This is a genomic window from Acidovorax sp. sic0104 (assembly GCF_019219095.1).
In the GTDB taxonomy this organism is placed as follows: Bacteria; Pseudomonadota; Gammaproteobacteria; order Burkholderiales; family Burkholderiaceae_C; genus Acidovorax.
The window spans coordinates 115,348-138,795 of sequence record NZ_JAHUWH010000012.1; the positions used below are offsets into that span (position 1 = coordinate 115,348).

Annotated in this window: 16 protein-coding genes and 5 tRNA genes; 6 read left to right on the forward strand and 15 right to left on the reverse strand. The window is 66.2% G+C overall.

The annotated features are described in order from the left end of the window. Positions 1-260: 260 nt before the first annotated feature. On the reverse strand, positions 261-428 hold the full coding sequence (locus KW835_RS26910; protein ID WP_255593673.1) for a hypothetical protein: 168 nt from the start codon (positions 426-428) through the stop codon (positions 261-263). On the opposite strand from KW835_RS26910, the gene KW835_RS18910 reads away from it, so the two are divergent. Further along, the gene (locus KW835_RS18910; protein ID WP_255593666.1) at positions 415-1,530 is read left to right on the forward strand and encodes a DNA topoisomerase IB; all 1,116 of its coding nucleotides are present in this window, start codon (positions 415-417) and stop codon (positions 1,528-1,530) included. The genes KW835_RS26910 and KW835_RS18910 overlap by 14 nt on opposite strands. A gap of 107 nt (positions 1,531-1,637) precedes the next feature. Further along, on the forward strand, positions 1,638-2,429 hold the full coding sequence (locus tag KW835_RS18915; protein WP_218385254.1) for a Crp/Fnr family transcriptional regulator: 792 nt from the start codon (positions 1,638-1,640) through the stop codon (positions 2,427-2,429). Positions 2,430-2,776: 347 nt separating this feature from the next. Here KW835_RS18915 and KW835_RS18920 read toward each other — a convergent pair whose 3' ends face one another. From KW835_RS18920 to fumC, 3 genes are all read right to left on the reverse strand, one after another. Continuing rightward, positions 2,777-5,248, reverse strand: coding sequence for a TonB-dependent siderophore receptor (locus tag KW835_RS18920; RefSeq protein WP_218385256.1), 2,472 nt, complete (start codon positions 5,246-5,248; stop codon positions 2,777-2,779). Between the two features lie 179 nt (positions 5,249-5,427). Beyond that, on the reverse strand, positions 5,428-6,819 hold the full coding sequence (locus KW835_RS18925) for a sigma-70 family RNA polymerase sigma factor (RefSeq protein ID WP_218385258.1): 1,392 nt from the start codon (positions 6,817-6,819) through the stop codon (positions 5,428-5,430). Position 6,820: 1 nt separating this feature from the next. Continuing rightward, the gene (gene fumC / locus KW835_RS18930; protein WP_218385260.1) at positions 6,821-8,206 is read right to left on the reverse strand and encodes a class II fumarate hydratase; all 1,386 of its coding nucleotides are present in this window, start codon (positions 8,204-8,206) and stop codon (positions 6,821-6,823) included. Positions 8,207-8,675: 469 nt separating this feature from the next. On the opposite strand from fumC, the gene KW835_RS18935 reads away from it, so the two are divergent. The 4 genes from KW835_RS18935 to murI all read left to right on the forward strand — a co-directional run bounded on the left by KW835_RS18935 (position 8,676) and on the right by murI (position 14,590). Further along, positions 8,676-10,838 (forward strand): bifunctional diguanylate cyclase/phosphodiesterase, encoded by a 2,163-nt coding sequence (locus KW835_RS18935; protein ID WP_218385262.1) that lies wholly within the window; start codon positions 8,676-8,678, stop codon positions 10,836-10,838. Between the two features lie 174 nt (positions 10,839-11,012). Continuing rightward, positions 11,013-11,459 carry a hypothetical protein gene (locus KW835_RS18940; RefSeq protein WP_218385263.1) on the forward strand — a complete coding sequence of 149 codons (447 nt, stop codon included), beginning with the start codon at positions 11,013-11,015 and terminating at the stop codon, positions 11,457-11,459. Positions 11,460-11,701: 242 nt separating this feature from the next. Then, positions 11,702-13,270 carry a fumarate hydratase gene (locus KW835_RS18945; protein ID WP_218385265.1) on the forward strand — a complete coding sequence of 523 codons (1,569 nt, stop codon included), beginning with the start codon at positions 11,702-11,704 and terminating at the stop codon, positions 13,268-13,270. Between the two features lie 399 nt (positions 13,271-13,669). Then, positions 13,670-14,590 carry a glutamate racemase gene (gene murI, locus KW835_RS18950; RefSeq protein ID WP_370633651.1) on the forward strand — a complete coding sequence of 307 codons (921 nt, stop codon included), beginning with the start codon at positions 13,670-13,672 and terminating at the stop codon, positions 14,588-14,590. Between the two features lie 117 nt (positions 14,591-14,707). On the opposite strand, the gene KW835_RS18955 is transcribed toward murI, so the two are convergent. From KW835_RS18955 to KW835_RS19005, 11 genes are all read right to left on the reverse strand, one after another. After that, a complete protein-coding gene (locus KW835_RS18955) occupies positions 14,708-15,232 on the reverse strand; it encodes a M48 family metallopeptidase (RefSeq protein WP_218385267.1) in 525 nt (174 codons plus the stop codon). 155 nt (positions 15,233-15,387) lie between these two features. Then, positions 15,388-16,020: a DUF6806 family protein gene (locus KW835_RS18960; RefSeq protein ID WP_218385268.1), complete on the reverse strand. Its 633-nt coding sequence runs from the start codon at positions 16,018-16,020 to the stop codon at positions 15,388-15,390. A 226-nt stretch (positions 16,021-16,246) separates the two neighbouring features. After that, positions 16,247-16,339, reverse strand: a tRNA-Leu gene (locus KW835_RS18965). A 153-nt stretch (positions 16,340-16,492) separates the two neighbouring features. Then, a tRNA-Gly gene (locus KW835_RS18970) sits at positions 16,493-16,568 on the reverse strand. 188 nt (positions 16,569-16,756) lie between these two features. After that, a tRNA-Cys gene (locus KW835_RS18975) sits at positions 16,757-16,830 on the reverse strand. A gap of 58 nt (positions 16,831-16,888) precedes the next feature. Then, positions 16,889-16,964: transfer RNA gene (locus tag KW835_RS18980), tRNA-Gly, on the reverse strand. An 85-nt stretch (positions 16,965-17,049) separates the two neighbouring features. After that, positions 17,050-19,482, reverse strand: a complete 2,433-nt coding sequence (gene lon / locus KW835_RS18985; RefSeq protein WP_218385270.1) for an endopeptidase La — start codon at positions 19,480-19,482, stop codon at positions 17,050-17,052. Positions 19,483-19,781: 299 nt separating this feature from the next. Further along, positions 19,782-21,047, reverse strand: coding sequence for an ATP-dependent Clp protease ATP-binding subunit ClpX (gene clpX, locus KW835_RS18990; RefSeq protein ID WP_218385278.1), 1,266 nt, complete (start codon positions 21,045-21,047; stop codon positions 19,782-19,784). 102 nt (positions 21,048-21,149) lie between these two features. Further along, positions 21,150-21,758, reverse strand: coding sequence for an ATP-dependent Clp endopeptidase proteolytic subunit ClpP (clpP, locus tag KW835_RS18995; protein ID WP_304505171.1), 609 nt, complete (start codon positions 21,756-21,758; stop codon positions 21,150-21,152). 129 nt (positions 21,759-21,887) lie between these two features. Further along, positions 21,888-23,201: a trigger factor gene (gene tig / locus KW835_RS19000; RefSeq protein WP_218385291.1), complete on the reverse strand. Its 1,314-nt coding sequence runs from the start codon at positions 23,199-23,201 to the stop codon at positions 21,888-21,890. Between the two features lie 75 nt (positions 23,202-23,276). After that, positions 23,277-23,363, reverse strand: a tRNA-Leu gene (locus tag KW835_RS19005). Between the last annotated feature and the right edge of the window lie 85 nt (positions 23,364-23,448).

Genomic DNA, 23,448 nt, shown 5'->3' on the forward strand with positions numbered 1-23,448 from the left:
ACCGGTCGGGCTGAGCCTGTCGAAGCCCTGCGCAGCGCTTCGGCAGGCTCAGCCCGAACGGTTTTGTGTGCCCATGAAAATCCTGGAGTGCAGTGCGGGCAGGCTTCCCAGGCAGCCCGGCTGGCCTATTCTTGAACGCTATATTTTTTATAGCTAATAACGATTTACCAGCAAGCGTTAGAGCACATTTTCAACGGATTCTCGGCCCCTGTGCAAACCCGGCCTTCGGGCGGCGTCTCACCCGTTGGCTCGCACCGCACCTACACCGGCGATGCGCATTCGCGGTTGTGATCGAAAGCCTCTTCCCCACGGCTTTGCACACTGCCCATGTCCCGCCCGTCCAGCACATCCCGCACGATCGACACCGCCACGCCAAGGCCTCCAATCCCCCGGCCCACCCGGCTTCCCGGAGGGATGGTGTACGTCACGCCCGCGCTCCCGGGGCTGACCCGTGTGGCGGCGGGCGACAAGAAATTCCGCTACCGCCAGCCGGACGGCCAGTGGCTCAGCGACGAGGAAGAGATTGCACGCATCCAGCGCCTGGCCATTCCGCCTGCCTATACCGATGTGTGGATCTGCCCGCTGCCCAACGGCCACCTGCAGGCCACGGGGCTGGACGCACGCGGGCGGCGCCAGTACCGCTACCACCCTGAATGGCGCCTGCAACGCGACGAGGGCAAGTTCGAGCACATGCAGGCCTTCGGCCGCGCGCTGCCCCGTATCCGCGCCCGCGTGGCGCGCGACCTGGCGGCGCAGCGCAAGGGTGGACCGCTCACGCGCACCATCGTCCTGGCCACGCTGGTGCGGCTGCTGGACACCACCTTCCTGCGCGTGGGCAACGAGGAGTACGCGGCCACCAACAAGTCGTACGGCCTGACCACGTTGCGCACCCGCCATGTGAAGGTGCAGGGCAGCCAGCTCCGGCTGCGTTTTCGCGGCAAGAGCGGCGTGCAGCAGGAGGCCGAGCTGGACGACCCGCGCGTGGCCCGCGTGGTGCGCCACTGCCAGCAACTGCCCGGGCAGGAGCTCTTCCAGTACGAGGACGAGGACGGCGCTCTGCACACCGTGGGCTCGGGGGACGTGAACGACTACTTGCGCGAGATCACGCACAGCGCCGCCGATGCACAGGGCGACCCGTTCACCGCCAAGGACTTCCGCACCTGGCACGGCACCACGCAGGCGCTGGAACTGACCCGCCTGGCCTGCACGCGCACCGGCACGGCAGATACCGACGATGCAGGCCGCAAGAGCGCGCGCTTCAGCGCAAAGGCCATCCTGGCGGAGGTGGCGCGCCAGCTGGGCAATACACCCGCAGTGTGCAAGAAGTCCTACGTGCACCCCGCGGTGCTGGAGCTGGGCTCGCGCCTGGCCTCGGATGCAGGGCCGGGCATGCAGGAGGTGTGGGAGCGCATCGGCGGCGCCGCATCCCCCCGGGGCCTGAGCGCTGCCGAGCGGCGGCTGCTGGCCTTTCTGCGCAAGCCCCGCGGGCCGCGCCGGTCCCGCCGGGCGCGGGGCAAGGCCAGGGACTAGGCACAGGTTGCACCACGTCGTGGTGTCGCGCACGTGCCGCGCCAGGATGTCGCGCCAAGGGATGCCTCGCTAAACTGGCCGGCTGCGCTCACCTCCAGTCTGCCGCCATGACCTTTGCCGCCCTTGCCCTGCCTGAGCCTGCCAGCCCCTTGGCCGACCGCCACCAGCAGCGCCCGTTTCTGAGCCAGACCGAGCGCGAGGCCATCAACCGGGGCCGCTGGTTCGCCGCGCTCACGCCTTCGCTGCGGCACGACATCTTCCGGCTGGGGCGCGTCACGCGCTACGCGCACGGCCAGATGATCGTGGAACAGGGCGACCTGGCGCAGGACTGGTTCGCCTGTGCCAGCGGCGCCATCCGGTTTCGGCGCACCACGCCCTCGGGCAAGCAGGTGACGCTGGCCTATGTGGAGCCCGGCATCTGGGTGGGCGAGGCCGAGGTGCTGCACCGTGGTCCCAACACCTACGACGCGCACGCTCACGGCCCCACCACGGTGCTGAGCGTGGCCGAGGGCGTGTTCCGACAGCTGCTGCGCGAGCACCCCGAGTTCGGCGAAGCCCTGCTCACGCTGCAGGCGCGGCGCATGCGCTACCTGTACTGGATGATGGAAGACATGGCCACCCTGCCCCTGCGTGCGCGGCTGGCCAAGCAGCTGCTGCACGTGCTGCGCCGCTTCGGCGAGCGCGCCGCCGTGCCCGGCCAGCGCGGCGCCATCGGGCTGTCGCTGGTGCAGGACGAACTCGCGCAGCTGCTGGGCGGCTCGCGCCAGCGCATCAATGTGGAGCTCAAGTGGATGGAGCGCGAGGGCATCATCGGCATCCACCAGCGCAGCATCGTGGTCTACCAGCAGGAGCAGCTCGAGGCGCTGGCACAGCAGGAAGTGACGCAGCACGGCGACTGAGCCCGGGCCACATCCGTGGCGCGGGCCATGGCGCCGGGTGGGCGTGTCTGCCTGCACACGCCCACCCTCGCAACGCCCTCCCCGCCCTGGCGTCTTCTCCCCCGCTCTCTTCCTCTCTCTTTTTTGACTTCCTGCATCGGCTGCACTTTTCGCCAGCCCTGCGCGCCAGGGATCTTCTGCACGAATCGAGCTGCCAAGGGTGCGCTGCGGATAGGGATGGACTGCAAGGCGCACAACGCAGCAATAGCTGCAGCCATTGCGAGTGTTTGCAACGCCGCAGGCCATCCGAAACCGCAGATGCACACGGGGCGATGATTCGTGCAGAGAGTCCCTGGAGCCGTGCCGCCCTACCAGCGGTAAGCCGCCGACAGCGTGGCCGAGCGCGGGTTGCCGTGGCGGCAGAAGTTGCCGTTGCAGGTGAGGAACTCCTTGTCCGCCACATTGCGCACGTTGAGCGCCACGCGCCACGGCCCGTCCTGCCAGGCCAGCATGGCATCGACAAGGCCGTAGCCAGCGACACGCGTCGCGTTGGCCGTGCCGTCCACCATGTCTCCCGTGTAGCGCACGCCGGCCCCCACCGTCCAGGCCGGCAGGCCCCACGCAGCCAGGCGGTAGTGGCCCCAGAGCGACGCCTGGTGGTAGGGCACCTCGGCCGCGCGGCGGCCTATCTCTGCCGGGCGGTTGCTGCGGGTGATGCGCCGGTCGGTGTAGGCGTAGGCGCCCACCACCTCGAGGTGGCGGGTGACCGGGCCGCGCACCTCCAGTTCGGCTCCGCGCGAGCGGGCCTGGCCGGTCTGCACGCTGAACTGCGGGTTGACAGGGTCGGTGGTGAGCACGTTGCTCTGGCGCAGCTCATAGGCGGCGGCGGACAGCAGCAGGCCGCCTTCGCCCTGCGGCTGCCAGCGCACGCCGATCTCCATCTGTTCGCCCTCGGTGGGCTTGAAGCGCTGGCCCTGCGCGTCCTTGCCGCCCTGCGGCTGAAACGATTGGCTGTAACCCGCAAAGGGGGCCCAGCCACCCGGCGCGAGGTAGACCACGCCGACGCGGCCGGTGAAGGCGTCTGTGCGCTCGGCCGACCAGGGGCCAGGAGTGAAGAAGGGCCGCGAGCGGTAGTCGCTCCAGTCGTGGCGCAGGCCGGCGAGCGCCACCCAGCGCTCACCGAACTTGATCTGGTCCTGCACGTACAGGCCTGCCTGCCAACGCCGAGACGTCGACGAAAACGCCTGCGGCACCGGCGCGCCGGGTACGGCACCGTACTGCGGCTGGTACAGGTCGAGCGGCGCCAAGGTGCGCGAGTACCACTCGGACTCGGAACGAAAGCGCGTGTAGTCCAGCCCCGCGATCAGGGTGTGCGCCACATCGCCGCTGCGCCAGCGCTGCTGCCAGCTGGTGTCCGAGGAGAAGCCGCGCACGCGCTCGAACTCGTCGATGGCGCGGCGCTCCAGGCGCGTGGGGGCGGCAGGGTCCAACGTCGCGCTGGTGAAGAAGACATCCGCCTCGGAGTCGAAGAGCCGCACGCCCTGGCGCAGCGTGGCCTGCTCGTTCACCTGGTGCTCGAACAACGCCGTCAGCGTGGTCTGCTGCACGTCCTGCCGGTCGTAGGCGGGCTCGCCCACGAATCGGAAACGCGCCACGCGCTGGCCGCCAGGCCCGGGCAGCAGCGTGCCCGCCTGCGGCAGCGGGAACGAATAGCCCAGGCGGCGCTTCTGGTGCTGCAGCAGCAAGGTGAGCGACGTGGCGGCCGAAGGCTGCCAGTGCAGCGCGGGCGCGATGTACACCGTGTCGTTCTGAAGCTCGCGCACGGGCGTGTCGCTGTCGCGCGCCAGGGCCGTGAGGCGCCACGTCCAGTCGCTGCCAGGCGCCACGACTCCCCCCAGGTCCACGCCGATCTGCTTGTGCGCGTGGGTGCCGGCCTCGACCACCACTTCGCGCACCGCGTCGGCCATGGGGCGCTTGCTCACCGTGGCGAGCACGCCGCCCGGCGCCGACATGCCATACAGCACCGACGCGGCTCCCTTGACCATCTCCACCCGCTCCAGCCCATAGGGCTCCTGCTTGCCCGAGGCCCAGGAGTTGTCGGACACCTTGAGCCCGTCCGCGAACAGGCTGCCGCTGCCCGCATTGGCCTGGAAGCCCCGGCTGACGATCGCATCGTAGGAGCCGCTGTAGCCCGACACCGGGCGCACGCCGGCCGCGTACTCGAACGCCTGCTCCAGGTCCCGCACGCGCTGCACCTGCATCTGCTCCGCAGTGACCACGGTGATGGTCTGCGGGGTCTCCATGATGGGCGTGTCGGTCTTGGTGGCGCTGGCGCTGCGCCGGGCCACCAGCCCGCGCACCGGGCCCGTGGCGGTTTCCACCTCGGCCTCGGCGGCCACACGCACCTCGGGCAGTGCGGCGGCGCCGTCGGCCGGCACCCGCTCCAGCACCAGTGTGGCGCCGTCGCGGCGCATGCGCAGGCCGCTGCCGCGCAGCAGTTCGGCCAGCGCGGCGTCGGTGCTGCGGGAGCCCTGCACAGCCTGCGCCCGGCGGCCCTGCACCAGGTCCGGCGCATAGACCAGTTGCACGCCCGACTGCCGGGCAAACTGGGCCAGGGCGTCCGCCAGCGGCTGGGCCGGGATGTCGAACGACGCTGCGGCAGGCGCAACCTGCGCGATGGCCGGTTGCATCTGCATCTGCGCCAGCGTGGCCATGGCCAGCACGGCGGCGGCAAGTGCGTGGCGGGGAAGACCGATGCCGGAATCTGGCAAAGCGGATGGAGCGGGCTGACTGGGCTGACTAGGCATGGTGTCTGCCGCACGGGGCTTTTGTCGGTTCATGGTGAAGTCCTTTCCCCGCTACAACGAACCGGGCAGGTCACTTCCTGAATGGAGGGGCGCATTGCACACGTCGTCGCCACTCAAGCGATACAAAAACGATAGCAACCAGCGCTTGTTGGAAATGCCGCAGGCCCTGTTTTCATGCTTGAAACACCAGCGGCGCAGGTGTCGCTGGCCGATCACGCGGCGCCGATGTGCCACTGCCCCGCCACCAGCCGCACCCGCACGGGCATCACCGCAGGCAGCGTGCGCACGAAGTCTTCGGCCTGCGCGATGCGCACCTGCCCCGACAGGCGCAGCGTGGCTACGCTGGCATCCAGCTGAACGCGGCGCGGCAGGTAGCGGCGCAGGCGCTCCACCGCTTCGGCCAACGGCGTATCCGCAAAGGCGACCAGGCCATGCCGCCAATTCGCGGCCTCATGCGCCGGTGTGCGTGGCGGCTCCAGCAAGCTGCCGGGCGATACCCGCAACGCCTGGCCGCCGCTCAGCTCACGCACGGCGCCCACCTGCCCCTGCGGGTCCAGCGACTCCACCCGCACGCGGCCGGACTCCACCTGCACATCGACCGTCATGCCCGCCCCACCTTGGGCGCGCTCAATGCCGAACCGCGTGCCCAGCACGGTCACCCGCACCGCGCCGCCCGCGGCGCCCCCGGGCACATCCACCACGAACGGGCGATCGGCATCGCGCACCACGTCGAAGAACGCAGCCCCCGCCAGCAGCTGCATGCGCCGCTGACCGGCGTAGTACGCCATGTGCAAGCGACTTTGCGCGTCCAGCATGATGTGGCTGCCGTCGGGCAGCGGGTGGCGCAGCGTCTGCCCTTGACCCGTGGTGGCCACCTGCTGCCACTGCGCCACGGCCACGCGCCACCAGTGCCATGCGCCCGCGCCACCGACTGCCATGCCTGCCAGGCTGAGCAAGGCGGCCAGCGAGCGGCGGCGCCCGGCGCGCCGTGCCCCGCTCGGCAGGGGGGCAGCTGCAGGCGCAAGGCGGCCTGCCGCATGCCACTGCTCCATGGCAGCCTGAACATGGTCCATGGCCAGCATCATGTCGCGCTCGACCATGTTGCGCGAAATGCCGTATTCGGTCGCCAGCGCCCCCTGGCCCTCGCCATGGATGCGGTGGCGCAGGAAGATCTGCCGCGCCCGCTCGGGCACCGCTGCAAGTGCGGACTCGACAGCATCGACGGCCTGCCGGTACATCAGCGCCTCGCACTCGTCGGGACCGTGACGGCCAGGCACTGCGCCATCGCGCTCGCCAGGGCCATGCCCTTGCGCATGGCGCGCCACCACGCCTGCGTGCCGCTGGCGGTCGATGACGAGGTTGCGCGCCATGGCAAACACATAGGCACGCGCTTCGCCCCCGCACAACGCGGGCTGCTCGCCGCGCTGGTCCATGTCGGCCAGGCGCAGCCAGGTGTCATGCGCCACGTCGCGCGCATCGTCGGCATTGCCGGTGCGGCGCGACAGGTACCGCAGCAGGTCGCGGTAGCTGTCGCGAAAGCTGGCCAGCAGAACGGATGAAGGCGAGGACGATGGCGGCGCGGCGGTATCGCTGCCGGAGGTCACGTCAAAGGCCGACCATGTTGCCCGGCACCACCCACTGGTCAAACTGCTCGCCCGTCACGTGGCCCGAGGCCACGGCCGCTTCGCGCAGGCTGGTGCCTTCCTTGTGCGCCTTCTTGGCGATGTAGGCGGCCTTGTCGTAGCCGATGTGCGTGTTGAGCGCGGTCACCAGCATGAGCGAGCGGTCCACCAGCTCGGTGATGCGTTCGCGGTTGGGCTCGATGCCCACGGCGCACTGGTCGTTGAAGCTCACCATGCCGTCGGCCAGCAGGCGCACGCTCTGCAGGAAGTTGTGCGCCACCATGGGGCGGAACACGTTGAGCTCGAAGTTGCCCGACGCCCCGCCGAAATTGATGGCCACGTCGTTGCCGAACACCTGCGCGGCCAGCATGGTCACCGCCTCGCTCTGGGTGGGGTTGACCTTGCCGGGCATGATGGACGAGCCGGGCTCGTTCTCGGGGATGCTCAACTCGCCGATGCCGCTGCGCGGGCCGCTGGCCAGCCAGCGCACGTCGTTGGCGATCTTCATCATGCTGGCGGCCAGGGTCTTGAGCGCTCCGTGCGCATGCACCAGGCCGTCCACCGAGGCCAGGGCCTCGAACTTGTTGGGTGCGGTCACGAAGGGAAGGCCCGTGAGGCGCGCCAGCTCGGCGGCGGACTGCTCGGCATAGCCCTTGGGCGCGTTCAGGCCCGTGCCCACGGCCGTGCCGCCCAGGGCCAGCTCGTACAGGTGGGGCAGCGCGGCGCGCACGTGGCGCTCGCCGTGGTCCAGCTGCGCCACGTAGCCCGAAAACTCCTGGCCCAGCGTGAGCGGGGTGGCATCCTGCAGATGGGTGCGGCCGATCTTGACGATGCCGTCAAAGTCCTGCGCCTTCTTGGCCAGCGTGGCGCGCAGCCTGGCGATGGCGGGCAAGAGCCTGTGTGTCAGCGCCTCCACCGCGGCCACGTGCATCGCGGTGGGGAACACGTCGTTGCTCGACTGGCTGCGGTTCACATCGTCGTTGGGGTGCACCAGACGGCCCTCGCCGCGCTCACCGCCCAGCAGTTCGCTCGCGCGGTTGGCCAGCACCTCGTTGACGTTCATGTTGGTCTGGGTGCCCGAGCCGGTCTGCCACACCACCAGCGGGAACTCGCCCGGGTGCTTGCCGGCGATGACCTCGTCGGCGGCGGCCACGATGGCATCGGTCTTCTTCGCGTCCTGCAGGCCCAGGGCCTGGTTCACGACGGCGGACGCGCGCTTGACCTGGGCCAGCGCCTTGATGATCTCGCGCGGCTGCTGTTCGCCGGAGATGTCGAAGTTCTGCAGCGATCGCTGCGTCTGCGCGCCCCACAGTCTGTCGGCCGGGACGTCGATGGGGCCAAATGTGTCGCGTTCGGTACGGGTGGTCATGGGCAGCGGATCTCCAGGTAAGGCATGAGGCGGACAGGGGCGCACGGGCGGCAGGCTCCCGCACGGTCAGGGCGGCGGGGCGGGGCCGGCGTGCAGCGGCAATCAACGGTTCAGCAGGCAAAAGCCGGCGCGCCCGGCAGCATAATGCAAAAACAAACCATTCTCATTTACAAGACTGCATCCCACCATGAGCGCGCCCTGCAAGGGCTGTGCAGCCAGTGTGCGGCAGCCCGTCCAAGCGCGCGGCGCACAGAGGCGCCACCCTTGCAGGCGAGGGGCCTTCGGACACCCGGAGCTGCCGCTAAAGCCCCACGCCGGCGCACTTTGGTACCGATCGATACACTCGCGGCGCGTTCTGCATGCCAGCAAGCCGTTTTCGCCCGCAACGCCACCGCGCTCCCGGGCCTCTTCTTGACGGCGCTGCGCGCCCGATGCACCCTGCCCTACCTACCCCAGCACTCCTCGCACCATGAACACGTTCATGCCCTCCAGCTACAACCTGTTCGTCGTGGCCGCTTCCTTCGCCATCGCCATGCTCGCGTCGTACGTGACGCTGGACCTGGCTCGCCGGGTGCGCACCGCGCACCGACGCGTAGGACTTGCCTGGTGGGCCGCGGGCTCCATCGTGATGGGCACGGGCATCTGGTCCATGCATTTCCTGGGCATGCAGGCTTTCAGGCTACCCATCGCGATCGGTTTCTCGGGCGGGCTCACGCTCGCATCGTGGCTTGCGGCGGTGGGCGCGTCCGCCATGGCCCTGCAGCTGGCGAGCCGTGAAACCTTCGGGCGCGCGCCTTTGGCCCTGGGCGCGCTGGTGATGGGCGCAGGCATCAGCGCCATGCACTACATCGGGATGGCGGCCATGGAGATGGCGCCGGGCATCGTGTGGAACCCGCTGCTGGTCGCTGCGTCGGTGCTGATCGCGGTGCTGGCATCGGCCACGGCGCTGCTGATCTTCAAGCTGCTGCGCCAGGTGCAGCCCGCCCAGCGGCTGCCCTACCAGCTGGCGGCGTCGTTCGTGATGGCCGTGGCCATTTGCGGCATGCACTACACCGGCATGGCCGCAGCCAGCTTTGCGATGGGGTCGGTCTGCCTGAGCGCGGGCGAGCTGGGCGGCACGGGTCTCACGGCGATGGTGATCATCGCTACGGGCATGCTGCTCGTGAGCACGCTGTTCACATCCATCCTGGACGCCCGCCTGCAGGCCACCGCCGAGCGCCTGACTCTGTCGCTGCAAGACAGCAACACCCGCCTGCAGGCAGCCAACGACGAGCTGCAAAAACGCGCATTTGCTGACGCGCTGACCGGCCTGCCCAACCGGCTGCTGTTCGAGGACCGGCTGATCCACGCGCTGCTGCGGCTGGACCGCACCAACCACCATCGGGTGGAAGACCGCCTGGCCGTGCTGTTCGTGGATCTGGACGGCTTCAAACCCATCAACGATTCCTTCGGCCACGCGGCCGGCGACGTGATCCTGCGCAGCGCGGCCGAGCGGCTGCAGCGACAGGCACGCGAGTCCGACACCGTGGCGCGCGTGGGCGGCGATGAGTTCCTCATCCTGCTGGAAGACGTGACCGACGTGGCTGCCTGCGTCACCATGGCCAACAGAGTGCTCGCCGCGCTTTCGCAGCCCTTCGATGTGTCGGGCAAGAAGGTACAGATCGCGTGCTCCATCGGCATCGTGGTGCACCCCGACCATGGCGAACGGGGCAAGCTGGTTGCCAACGCCGACGCGGCCATGTATGCAGCCAAACGGGCCGGTGGTGGCTGCTACGCGCTGTTCGAACCCCACATGGGATCGGATGCCTCTGAACAGCTGGAGCTGCAGAACGACCTGCGCCAAGCCATCGACCGCGGCGAGCTGGCCTTGCACTACCAGCCCAAGATCGACGGCACGCGTGGCCAGATCAGCGGCGTGGAGGCCCTGCTGCGCTGGAACCATCCCAGGCACGGCATGGTGAGCCCGCTGGTGTTCATCGCGCTGGCCGAGCGCTTCGGGCTCATCGGCCGGCTGGGCAACTGGGTCATCAACGAAGCGTGCCGGCAGACGGCCGAATGGGCGCGCAGCGGCCTGCGCATGCGCGTGGCCATCAACCTGTCGGTGCACCAGTTGCGCGAAAGCGGGCTGGCCGAGCGCATCGAGCAGGCCCTGCTGCGCCACGGACTCGATGCCTCGCAGCTGCTGTGCGAGATCACCGAGTCGGTGGCCATGGAGGACATCAAGGCCACGCAGCGCACCTTCGAGGGACTGGCGCGCATCGGGGTGTTCCTGTCCATCGATGATTTCGGCACCGGGTACTCGAGCCTGAACTACCTGCGCCAATTGCCAGCCCAGCAGCTCAAGATCGACCGCAGCTTCGTGAACGACCTGGAGAGCAGCGACGATGCCCGCGCGGTGGTGGCCGCGGTGGTGAGCCTGGCCCACGCGCTGGGCCTGCGCGTGGTGGCCGAGGGAGTGGAGACCAGCGGCCAGCGCGACATCCTGCTGGGCATGGGCTGCGATGAGCTGCAAGGCTTCTTCTACGCCCGGCCGATGCCGGCCGACACCCTGCTGGCCTGGTCGCAGGGTGAAAAACCCGCTGGCAGCGCGGACTTCACACCGTCTGTGATCGGGTCGCTGCCGGATCTATGACCCGCGATACCCCGATCTGACAGGGGCTGCGGCGAAGATGGACGACGTCCATGTCAGCGGCGCCTGACATGGCACAGCGCGCCGCATGCCGACGATGTCGTGATGGCGGTTCTCCCGCCCCGCCGCACGGCCTGACCGGGCCCGCAGCGCATCATCCATCCACCGGAGCACACCATGGCCACCAGCAGCCTTCTCGGCATCGACAGCGACAACCTCCCGCCCGCCCACAGCGCGACCGGCATCGACAGCCTGGGGCCCAGCGATGCGTCCGATTCCGGGAGCGACAGCGCAGGCGCCTACAGCGCCGATTCCGACAGCGATACCGACCGCTTCGGCACCGGTGAGCGCAGCAGCGTCAACCCTGACACCCAGCCCACGGCCCGCGACATCCTGCCCGACCATGTGGAATCGATGGCCACCGGCGGGCCCGGCGAAGACGACGCCGATCCCGATGACGGCATGGTCGGCGACGACGAGGTCCGGGACGTGGACACCGAACGCGGCGGCCGCGAGACCCAGGCCCCCATCCGTTCCCCCTTGGGCGCTGACGACCTGCCCGGCGGGAACGACACCGATGACGCCGTCGAGGCCGACGAGGACGAGGCGAACGGCACTGCATAGACGCCCGCCCGGCCCTTCGGGAAGCGCAACCCGTGGGCGTCGTGGGAGGGCACCAAAGGCCGATCACAGGCGGCGGCCTTTGGACTACAGGGGGCCGGGGTCCGTGGCGGTCTGTCAAAATACGGTCCGCCTGCCTTCGGCAGTGCGGTCTGCGGCCCAGCGCTGGTTGCCGGACGGCGCATGCGGGGGGTGGGACAGGGACGCGCCAGCGTCCTCCACAAAAGACTCCCCCACGAACCGCCATGACCACCTCCATCCGCCAGGACGATCTCATCGAATCCGTAGCCGCTGCGCTGCAGTACATCAGCTACTACCACCCCACCGACTACATCGCCCACCTGGCGCGCGCCTACGAGCGCGAGCAGAGCCCCGCGGCCAAGGACGCGATCGCCCAGATCCTGACCAACAGCAAGAAGAGCGCTACGGGCCAGCGCCCCATCTGCCAGGACACCGGCATCGTCAACGTGTTCCTGAAGGTGGGCATGGACGTGCGCTGGGAAGGCTTCACGGGCAGCCTGGACGACGCCATCAACGAAGGCGTGCGCCGTGGCTACAACCACCCCGACAACACCCTGCGCGCGAGCGTGGTGGCCGACCCCCAGTTCGACCGCAAGAACACCAAGGACAACACGCCCGCCGTGATCTTCACCGAGATCGTGCCCGGCAACACCGTGGACGTCACCGTGGCAGCCAAGGGCGGCGGCTCGGAAAACAAGTCCAAGATGTACATGCTCAACCCCAGCGACAACGTGGTGGACTGGGTGCTCAAGACCGTGCCCACCATGGGTGCCGGCTGGTGCCCACCCGGCATGCTGGGCATCGGCATCGGGGGCACGGCCGAGAAGGCGGTGCTGATGGCCAAGGAAAGCCTGATGGACGACCTGGACATGTACGAACTGCAGGCCAAGGCCGAAGCCGCGAAGAATGGCGGGCCTGCGCTCGACAAGGTCGAGGCGCTGCGCCTGGAACTGTTCGAGAAGGTCAACGCCCTGGGCATTGGTGCGCAGGGCCTGGGCGGCCTGACGACCGTGCTGGACGTCAAGATCAAGATGTACCCCACGCACGCGGCCAGCAAGCCCATTGCGATGATCCCCAACTGCGCCGCCACGCGCCATGCGCACTTCGTGCTGGACGGCTCGGGCCCCGTGTACCTCACGCCGCCCAGCCTGGACCTGTGGCCCGACGTGAACTGGACGCCCGACTACAACAAGAGCAAGAAGGTCAACCTGGACACGCTCACCAAGGAAGAAGTGGCCAGCTGGAAACCCGGCGACACGCTGCTGCTCAACGGCAAGATGCTGACCGGCCGCGACGCCGCGCACAAGCGCATCCAGGACATGCTGGCCAAGGGCGAGAAGCTGCCCGTGGACTTCACCAACCGCGTCATCTACTACGTGGGCCCCGTGGACCCGGTCAAGGACGAGGCCGTGGGCCCGGCCGGCCCCACCACCGCCACGCGCATGGACAAGTTCACCGACATGATGCTGGAGAAGACCGGGCTGATCGCCATGATCGGCAAGGCCGAGCGCGGCCCGGTGGCCATCGAGTCCATCAAGAACCACCAGAGCGCCTACCTCATGGCCGTGGGCGGCGCCGCCTACCTGGTCAGCAAGGCCATCAAGACCGCCAAGGTCGTGGGCTTCGAAGACCTGGGCATGGAGGCCATTTACGAGTTCGACGTGGTGGACATGCCCGTGACCGTGGCCGTGGACTCCGGCGGCACCAGCGCCCACATCACCGGCCCGGCCGAATGGCAAAAGCGCATCGCCACGGGCGAGTTCAAGGGCATCGGGGTTGCAACGGCGGCTTGATGGGCCAGTCATTGCCGGGGAGGTCGCACCAGCTGGAACGGCGCCTGCGCCGGCCTGCCGCCCTTCCTGCAAGCCGCCTCAGGGCGGCTTTTTCATGGACGCTTGGCGGGGTGTCTAAAGCTCCCGCCCGCCCGTCCCCTGGCCTGGCCTGGCCTGCCCTGGATCGATCGAAATCGGCGCTGAGCGGATTCGGCAGCGTTGAATCAGGTAGTGCGTGTGCGCCGCGACGGGTTTGCTCCCTCTCCCCTTGCGGGAGAGGGCTGGGGAGAGGGGGCCTCTAACCCATTTCAATGGCCGGCCACCACCCCCCCCTCTCAACAGCCCCACCGACTGCACAACCGCCCACCAGCAACCACCAGGACTTCGCCGTTTTCCTACAATCCACGCTTTGCCCAACCCATGCGCTCCTTGATGCCGCTGCCCTCTTCTCCCATCGGTGTGTTTGACAGCGGCGTGGGCGGGCTGAGCGTGCTGCGCGCGCTGCGCGCCGCCCTGCCCTACGAGCGCTTCGTGTACCTGGCCGACAGCGCCAATGCGCCCTACGGCGAGCGTGGCGATCCGTATGTGGGTGCGCGCACGCATGCCATCACCCAGTACCTGCGCGAGCAGCACCACATCAAGGCTCTGGTGGTGGCCTGCAACACCGCCACGGCGGCCGCCATCCACGAAGTACGGGCCAGCCATCCCGACCTGCCGCTGGTGGGCCTGGAGCCGGCCGTCAAGCCGGCGCTGGCGGTTACGCGGACCGGCCGCGTGGGCGTGATCGGCACCCGCGGCACGCTGACGAGCAGCAAGTTCGCCAAGCTGCTGGCATCGCTGGAAAGCCAGGCCGATTTCGTGGTGCAACCGTGCGACGGGCTGGCGCACGCCATCGAGCGCAGCGTTAATTTGCCCGAGCCTCCGGCCGGCAACGCGGTCACCGTGTGCGCAACAGAAACCGGCGCGCTCTGCGAGCGCTACATCCGTGCCATGGGAGATTTCGGCACGGCCCCCGGGCAGATCGACACGCTGGTGCTGGGCTGCACGCACTACATCTTCGTGGCCCACGAGTTGCGAGCCCTGGTCGGTGCCGGCGTGCAATTCATCGAGACCGGCGAAGCTGTCGCACGGCAGACCCGCCGGCTGCTGGAAGCCGCGGGCCTGCTGCGGGCATCCGCCTGCACCCTGGTCGGCACGGGTGATGCCGGCTCCGACGACACTCCATCGGCCGCGCCCGACACCCTGCTGCTGACCACCGGCCCCGTGGACATGCTGCAGGCCGCCGCACATCGCTGGCTGGGGCTGCCGGCCGATTGCTGCGCCACCGTCGCAGTCCCCTGAGCCGGAAGCAACGGCGCTGGATATGATGCCTTTTTGGCATCTACCGCTTTACAGGCAAGCACCAATAGCTATCAAAACAAGAGCAAATTCATCCACCAAGCGCTGCGGCTCAGCGTTTCACCCGGGCTCGAGACCCCACAGCCGCTCACCCGAACTTTCCACGTGCGTGAGGTACAGGCGCAGGTCGAATTCGTACTGGTGGTAGTTCGGCTCCATGTGCGTGCACAGCTGGTAGAAGGCCTTGTCGTGGTCCTTCTCCCGCAGGTGAGCCAGTTCATGCACCACGATCATGCGCAGGAATTCGTCCGGCGCCTGCTTGAACATCGCGGCGATGCGGATCTCGTGCTTGGCGGATAGCTTGTTGCCTTGCACGCGGGACACCGCAGTGTGCAGGCCCAGGGCGTGGCGGACCACATGGATCTTGTTGTCGAACAATACCTTGTTGATCGTCCCGGCATTGCGCAGGTAGCGCGCCTTGAGGTCCTGCGTGTAGTCGTAAAGCCCCTTGTCGCCGCGCACCGAGTGCGGATGCGGGTACTTGCGCAGCAGCACCGCGCCCAGGCGCCCCTGCGTGAGCAACACCCGGGCTTGGTCCTGCAAGGATTCAGGGTAGGCGCGCAGGTAGGGAAGATCGGTGGTCATCAGTTTTCCACGGTGTTGCGCAACCCCGCAGGGCATTCAACGAGCACTGCCAATACCAGTGCACCCATGGAACTGGATTTGCAGGGCCACTGGATGCACCCCCATCAAGGAAAAGGCGAGGCGCGCAGCGCCTCAGCGAGTGCTTCGCTTCAATTTCAGTGCAGATGGCGCGGGCGGCGACCGCCACCCCCCCCGTGCCCGCTTCCCGAACCACCCGGCCCCCGCGGCGGCTTTCCGATCTCCAAGGAATTCACCAGCGCATCGAAACGCTGGCTGAACAGCTTGTCGATCTCTGCCACCACGCCGCCGAGCTCGGCGCCGTCGAAGTGGCGCTCCATCATGTTCACGACATCCTGCACCAGCAGATCTCGCTGCACCTGCATGATGGCGGCGGGCGTAGGCCCCACGAACAACATAACGAAGTCGTCGCGCGACTCGGCGCCTTCGCCTTCCTCTTCCTCATCGAAATCGGTGTCGTAGAACGTGACTTCGATGGCGGCACCCTGCTCGGCGAGTTCGTTGAGACTCATGCACATCTCGTCCAGCGACTGGCGGAAGTCCTCGTCGCCCCTCACCGTCCAGCAAACCTGCAGCAAGTGTTCCTGTGCATCGAACTTGATGCCGGGCTCCTCTTCGTACGCGCTGGCGGCGCCGTCGGCCAGCGACCGGGCGCCAGCGTACTTCCACAAGGGCTTGAGCGCCTCCTGCAGCTGCTCGAAGCTGGTATCGGCACGCAACTGGACCTGCCCGTGGACGTGGATTTCAAAGGGTGCGTTGTAACTTGACATGGATTCAGCCTAGAAACGGCAGTGGGATGCGCGAGCCGGGACGGCTATCGGAATGCAGGCGAGGCGGCCCGGCAAACATGCGGGCCGAAGTGCACACGTGCGGGCGACACCGCGAGGCGCTGCGCGGTTCATGACCGGGGCAATGGAAACAGGCGAAGTGAGCATCATGCGGCCTGTGAGAAGTTAGCAAGCAAGCAGTGAACGGCCATTTCCAGGTTCATGTTCGTGGTGCCCCGAGCCGGGGTCGAACCGGCACGCCCCTTTTCAGGAAAGCGGCGGATTTTAAGTCCGCAGTGTCTACCAATTTCACCATCGGGGCGCCGGCTGGGGCCCAACGCACACCTGCGTTGCAGCGTAACCCGGGCGGCGCATGCACGCAATGCCCTGTCTTGTAGGGTTGCGGGGCCACGGCAACAAGCCCCGCCCTGCAACGCCCAATAAAAAAGGGAAGCCGAAGCTTCCCTTTGGAATATGGAGCGGGAAAAGAGTCTCGAACTCTCGACCTCAACCTTGGCAAGGTTGCGCTCTACCAACTGAGCTATTCCCGCATTTGCTCCGATTCCTGATGTTGCCATCAGCGCGAATCAGCAAGCCTCAAATTATAGCGCCATTTTCTAGCACTGCGAGATTGCAGGCCAAAAAATTCCAACTTCTCACTTTCCGCAAAGCCAGCTTCTTACCGAAGAACGACTGCGGCGGACCGACAGCACGCGAATGCTGCACAACCCGGAATGTCTGGAGGCGCGGTCCGGAGTCGAACCGGACTAACCGGATTTGCAATCCGGGGCATAACCGCTTTGCTACCGCGCCAGGAATTCACATTCCTCTGACAAAAAAGGGAAGCAATTGCTTCCCTTTTTGTGGAAATTGGAGCGGGAAAAGAGTCTCGAACTCTCGACCTCAACCTTGGCAAGGTTGCGCTCTACCAACTGAGCTATTCCCGCATTTACCGAAGCCTAACATTCTACAACGTTTGCTGCGATGGAGTGAATTGTAGCGCATTTTTTGGGTCTCTCCAAAAAAATTGCATCAATGTTTGAGTCCATCGCCAGCGGGTACCGACGCACGGGCCTTTTCGGCCGCAGCGGCGGCCACTTCGGCCACCTCTTCGTCCGTCAGGGCCACTGGCTTGCGCTCCAGGGCGACCTCCAGAACCTTGTCGATCCAGCGCACCGGAACGATCTCGAGGCCGCTCTTCACGTTGTCCGGAATTTCCTGCAGATCCTTCACGTTTTCTTCGGGGATCAGTACGGTCTTGATGCCACCGCGCAGCGCGGCCAGGAGCTTTTCCTTGAGGCCGCCGATCGCGGTGACTTCGCCGCGCAGCGTGATCTCGCCGGTCATCGCCACATCGCCGCGCACCGGGATACCGGTGAGCGCAGACACGAACGCCGTGGTCATGGCGGCGCCAGCGCTCGGGCCATCCTTGGGCGTCGCGCCATCGGGCACGTGGATGTGAATGTCGCGCTTCTCGAACATGTCATCCTTGATGCCCAGCATCCGTGCACGGCTGCGCACCACCGTGCGCGCGGCCTCGACGGACTCCTTCATCACATCGCCCAGCGAACCGGTGCGCGTGATCACGCCCTTGCCGGGCATGGTGGCGGCCTCGATGGTCAGCAGGTCACCGCCCACCTCGGTCCATGCCAGACCCACGACCTGGCCCACCTGGTTCTGCAGCTCGGCACGGCCGTAGGTGTACTTGCGCACGCCCAGAAAGTCCGGCAGGTTGTCGGCCGTCACCACGACCTGTGGTTCCAATTTCTTGAGCTGCAGGCCCTTGACCACCTTGCGGCAGATCTTCGACAGCTCGCGCTCGAGAGACCGCACGCCGGCTTCGCGGGTGTAGTAACGCACCATGTCGCGCACGGCGGGCTCGGTGATCAGCAGTTCCTCGTCTTTCACACCGTTGTTCTTGAGCTGCTTGGGCAGCAGGTACTTCATGGCGATGTTGGTCTTCTCATCCTCGGTGTAACCCGACAGGCGGATCACCTCCATGCGGTCGAGCAGGGCCGGCGGGATGTTCATCGAGTTCGACGTGGCGACGAACATCACGTCGGACAGGTCGAAGTCCACCTCGACGTAGTGGTCGCCGAAGGTATGGTTCTGCTCGGGGTCCAGCACCTCCAGCAGTGCGCTCGACGGGTCGCCACGGAAGTCGGTGCCCAGCTTGTCAATCTCGTCCAGCAGGAACAGCGGGTTGCGCGTGCCCACTTTCGACAGGCTTTGCAGCACCTTGCCCGGCAGCGCGCCGATGTAGGTGCGGCGGTGCCCGCGGATCTCCGCCTCGTCGCGCATGCCGCCCAGGGCCATGCGCACGTACTTGCGGCCGGTGGCCTTGGCGATGGACTGGCCGAGCGAGGTCTTGCCCACGCCTGGAGGGCCGACCAGGCACAGGATGGGCGCCTTCACCTTGTCCACGCGCTGCTGCACCGCAAGGTATTCAAGGATGCGGTCCTTGACCTTGTCCAGGCCGTAGTGGTCTTCGTTCAGCACGCCTTCGGCATTGAGCAGGTCGTGCTTGATCTTGGTCTTCTTGCTCCAGGGCAGCCCCGTGAGCACGTCGATGTAGTTGCGCACCACCGTGGCTTCGGCCGACATGGGCGACATGAGCTTGAGCTTTTTCAGCTCGCCATCGGCCTTCTTGCGCGCCTCGGCAGACATCTTGGCGAGCTTGATCTTCTTCTCGATTTCTTCGATGTCCGCGCCTTCATCGCCCTCGCCCAGTTCCTTCTGGATGGCCTTGACCTGCTCGTTCAAATAGAAGTCGCGCTGGTTCTTCTCCATCTGACGCTTCACGCGGCCGCGGATCTTCTTGTCGACATTGAGGATGTCGACTTCGCGGTCCAGTTGCTCGAACAGATTTTCCAGGCGCGCCTTCACGTCGGACAAATCAAGCACCACCTGCTTGTTCTCGAGCTTGAGCGGCAGGTGGGCGGCGATCGTATCGGCCAGGCGGCCCGGGTCGTCGATGCTGGAGATGGAAGTAAGGATCTCCGGTGGGATCTTCTTGTTCAGCTTGACGTACTGGTCAAACTGCTGCATCACGGCGCGGCGCAATGCCTCGATCTCGCTGGGCTTGTTCGCCTCTGGCGTGGCCTCGACGGGCGTCACCGTCGCGGTGAAGTGGGTCTCCCCATCTTCGATGGACGTCACCAGGGCGCGCTGCTGGCCTTCGACCAGCACCTTCACGGTACCGTCGGGCAGCTTGAGCATCTGCAGGATGGTGGAGACGCAGCCCACATCGAACATGTCCGATACGGACGGCTCGTCCTTGGCGGCAGCCTTCTGGGCCACGAGCATGATGCGGCGATCAGCCTCCATGGCCATCTCGAGCGCCTTGATGCTCTTGGGACGGCCCACGAAAAGCGGGATCACCATGTGGGGGAACACCACCACGTCGCGCAGTGGCAACAGAGGCAGGTCAAGGGGGGTGGCGGGAAGGGGGGTATGTCCGGACATGGAAATCCTCAGTTAACTCTGTGGCATATGGTCCACACGCGGAGATTTTCAACCCCTTCCCACAGCCGCGCTGCAAAAGGGGTTGAAGGGCAGCATATGCAGCGCCCCGAAGCGGTGCCGGGCAAGGAATGCACGCACCGTACCAGCATCTTATTCGCCCGATTGCGGCACGTTATCCGAAAAGCACAAGCCTGGCACGGGCAAGGCCAGCGGACGCTGCACCCCGGCCACCTGGCCGCGCTGGCAGCCGCCTCCACGAGGAAGGTCGCTCGGGGCGGCTCGGGGCGTGCGCCATGGCTTCAGGCCTTCTTGGCCGCTTCGCGGTACACGAGCAGTGGCGGCTTGTTTTCCTCGATGGTGGACTCGTCCACCACCACCTTCTCGACATTGCTCGTGTTGGGCAGGTCGAACATCGTGCCGATCAGCGATTGCTCCAGGATGGAGCGCAATCCGCGCGCACCGGTCTTGCGGGCCAGCGCCTTGCGGGCGATGGCCTTGAGCGCCGCGGGACGGATCTCAAGGTCCACACCTTCCATGGACAACAGCTTGCTGTACTGCTTGACCAGCGCGTTCTTGGGCTCGGTCAGGATCTCGACCAGCGCGTCCTCGCTCAGCTCGGCCAGGGCAGTCACCACCGGCATGCGGCCCACCAGCTCGGGGATGAGACCGAACTTGATCAAATCCTCAGGCTCGATCTCGGTGAACACTTCGGTCAGCGAACGCTGCTTCTTGCTCTTGACCGACGCGCCAAAGCCGATGCCCGACGCCTCGGTACGGTTCTCGATGACCTTCTCCAACCCAGCAAAAGCGCCACCGCAAATGAACAGGATGTTGGTGGTGTCGATCTGCAGGAAGTCCTGGTTCGGGTGCTTGCGGCCGCCCTGGGGCGGCACGCTGGCCATGGTGCCTTCGATCAGCTTGAGCAAGGCCTGCTGCACGCCTTCGCCCGACACGTCGCGGGTGATGCTGGGGTTGTCGGACTTGCGCGAGATCTTGTCGATTTCATCGATATAGACGATGCCGCGTTGGGCGCGTTCAACCTCGTAGTTGCAGCTTTGCAGCAGCTTCTGAACGATGTTCTCCACATCCTCACCCACATAGCCAGCTTCCGTCAGCGTGGTGGCATCGGCCATCACGAAGGGCACGTCCAGCATGCGCGCCAGCGTCTGGGCCAGCAACGTCTTGCCCGAGCCGGTGGGCCCGATCAGCAGGATGTTGCTCTTGGACAACTCCACGTCATCCTTGTGGGCCTTGTCCTTGTGGCGCAGACGCTTGTAGTGGTTGTACACGGCCACGGCCAAGGTGCGCTTGGCCACGTCCTGTCCGATCACGTAATTGTCCAGGTTGTTCTTGATCTCCACCGGCGTGGGCAGGTCGCTGCGACCTTCACGCGCCACGTCACCGGCCGGAAGCTCATCGCGAATGATTTCGTTGCACAGGTCAATGCACTCGTCGCAGATAAAGACGGACGGACCGGCGATCAGCTTCTTCACTTCATGCTGGCTTTTGCCGCAGAAAGAGCAGTAAAGGGTTTTTTCGCTGGAAGAGCCTTTTTTCTCGGCCATGGGGGCAATGCCTTGTTACGTACGGAAAGTTGTCGGGATGATAACCAAATAAAAAACGGCGTCTTCCCCGGGGGAAAACGCCGCCGCGGCCACCTGGCGTGATCAGGAACGCTTGTTGATCACCTGGTCCACCAGGCCGTATTCCTTGGACTCTTCGGCCGACAGGAAATAGTCGCGCTCGGTATCGCGCTGGATCTTCTCAAGGGGCTGGCCCGTGCGCTCGGCCAGGATCTTGTTGAGCTGCTCGCGGGTCTTCAGGATCTCGCGCGCATGGATCTCGATCTCGGTCGCCTGGCCCTGCATGCCGCCCAGGGGCTGGTGGATCATGACCTTGGAGTTGGGCAGCGCAAAACGCTTGCCCTTGGCGCCCGCAGCCAGCAGGAAGGCGCCCATGCTGGCTGCCATGCCGGTGCACAGCGTGGACACGTCGGGCTTGATGAAGTTCATCGTGTCGAAGATCGCCATGCCGGCGCTCACCGAGCCACCGGGGGAGTTGATGTAGAAGGAAATGTCCTTGTCGGGGTTCTCGCTCTCGAGGAACAGCAGTTGCGCCACCACGAGGTTGGCGGTCTGGTCGTTGACCGGACCCACCAGGAAGATCACGCGCTCCTTGAGCAGGCGCGAGTAGATGTCATAGGACCGTTCGCCACGGCCCGACTGCTCGATGACCATCGGGACCATGCCCAGGCCTTGTGTTTCCAATGCGCTCATGTTTTCTCCAGTCAAGCAGGTACTGTACCCAGAAATGAATTGGGGCTTGTGCCCGAAAGCACAAGCCCCTGGTGTGTCCACCAACCGCCGCACGAACCCGAAGGAAGCCGCCGGCGTGGCAAAGGCCTATCAGCCCTGTTGAGCCATCAGTTCGTCGAAGGATACGGCCTTTTCCACGACCTTGGCCTGACCCAGTACGAAATCGGTCACGTTGTTTTCGATCACGACAGCTTCGACTTCCGCAAGACGCTGGCGGTCACCGAAGTACCAGCGCACGACGTCTTCGGGCTTCTCGTAGCTGGCGGCCAGCTCGTCGATGTGGGCCTTGAGCTGCTCGGGCTTGGCCTGCAGGTTGTTGGCGCGCACCAGCTCGGCCACCACCAGGCCCAGGCGCACGCGGCGCTCGGCTTGGGGGCGGAACACGTCTTCAGGGATCTCGGCCTTGTCGGCGTCCTTGATGCCACGCTGCTTGAGCTCGGCACGGGCACCTTCCAGCAGGCGGGCGATTTCAGCCTGCACGCTGGCGTTGGGCAGATCGAGTTCGGCCTTGGCCACCAGCGCATCCATGACGGCCTGCTTGTTGCGGGCCAGCAGGCGGAACTTGACTTCGCGCTCCAGGTTCTTCTTGATGTCGGCGCGCAGGCCGTCCACGGAACCGTCGGCGATGCCCAGCGATTTGGCCAGGGCGTCGTTCACTTCGGGCAGATGGGCGGCTTCGATCTTCTTGACCGTGACGAGGAAGTCAGCCGTCTTGCCGGCGACATCCTTGCCGTGGTACTCCGCGGGGAACGCCAGCGGGAAGGTCTTGCTTTCGCCAGACTTCATGCCGCGCACTGCGTCTTCGAATTCCTTGAGCATCTGGCCTTCGCCAACCAGGAACTGGAAGTCTTCGGCCTTGCCGCCGTCAAACGGCTCGCCGTCGATCTTGCCTTCGAAGTCCACGGTCACGCGATCTCCGTCCTGGGCAGCGGCGTCCATGGCGCGCTGGGCGAAGCTGCGGCGCTGCTTGCGCAGGATGTCAACGGTCTTGTCGATGGCGGCATCGGTCACTTCGGCCGACAGCTTCTCGACTTCGGCATCCGACAGGTCGGCGATCTTGACTTCCGGGAACACTTCGAAGATGGCATCGAAAGTGACCTGGCCTTCGGGAGCGCCTTCCTTTTCGGTGATGCGGGGCTGGCCGGCCACGCGCAGGTTGGCTTCGTTGGCGGCCACGGCAAAGGCTTCGCCGACCTTGTCGTTGAGCACTTCGTACTGCACCGAGTAGCCGTAGCGCTGGGCGACGACGTTCATCGGCACCTTGCCGGGACGGAACCCGTCCATCTTGACCGTGCGGGCCAGGCGCTTGAGGCGCGTGTCGACTTCGGATTGGATCAGGGTGACGGGCACGCTCAGCGTGATCTTGCGCTCGAGCTTCTCAAGGGTTTCAACAGTAACGGCCATGGCTATTCCTCTTATGGATGTGGATCGTGCTGGCTGCAGCGCAGCAGCGCCGTGTTCCGCAAAGTCTCACAGGGGTGGTGCGCGGGGGGGGACTCGAACCCCCACACCATTGCTGGCGTCAGGACCTAAACCTGGTGCGTCTACCAATTTCGCCACCCGCGCGGTTCTACAACAAACAAACAGGCGGCAACCCAAGGCTGCCGCCTGCGTGAAATCGGTCAACCTTCTATTTTACCCTGATGCGGGA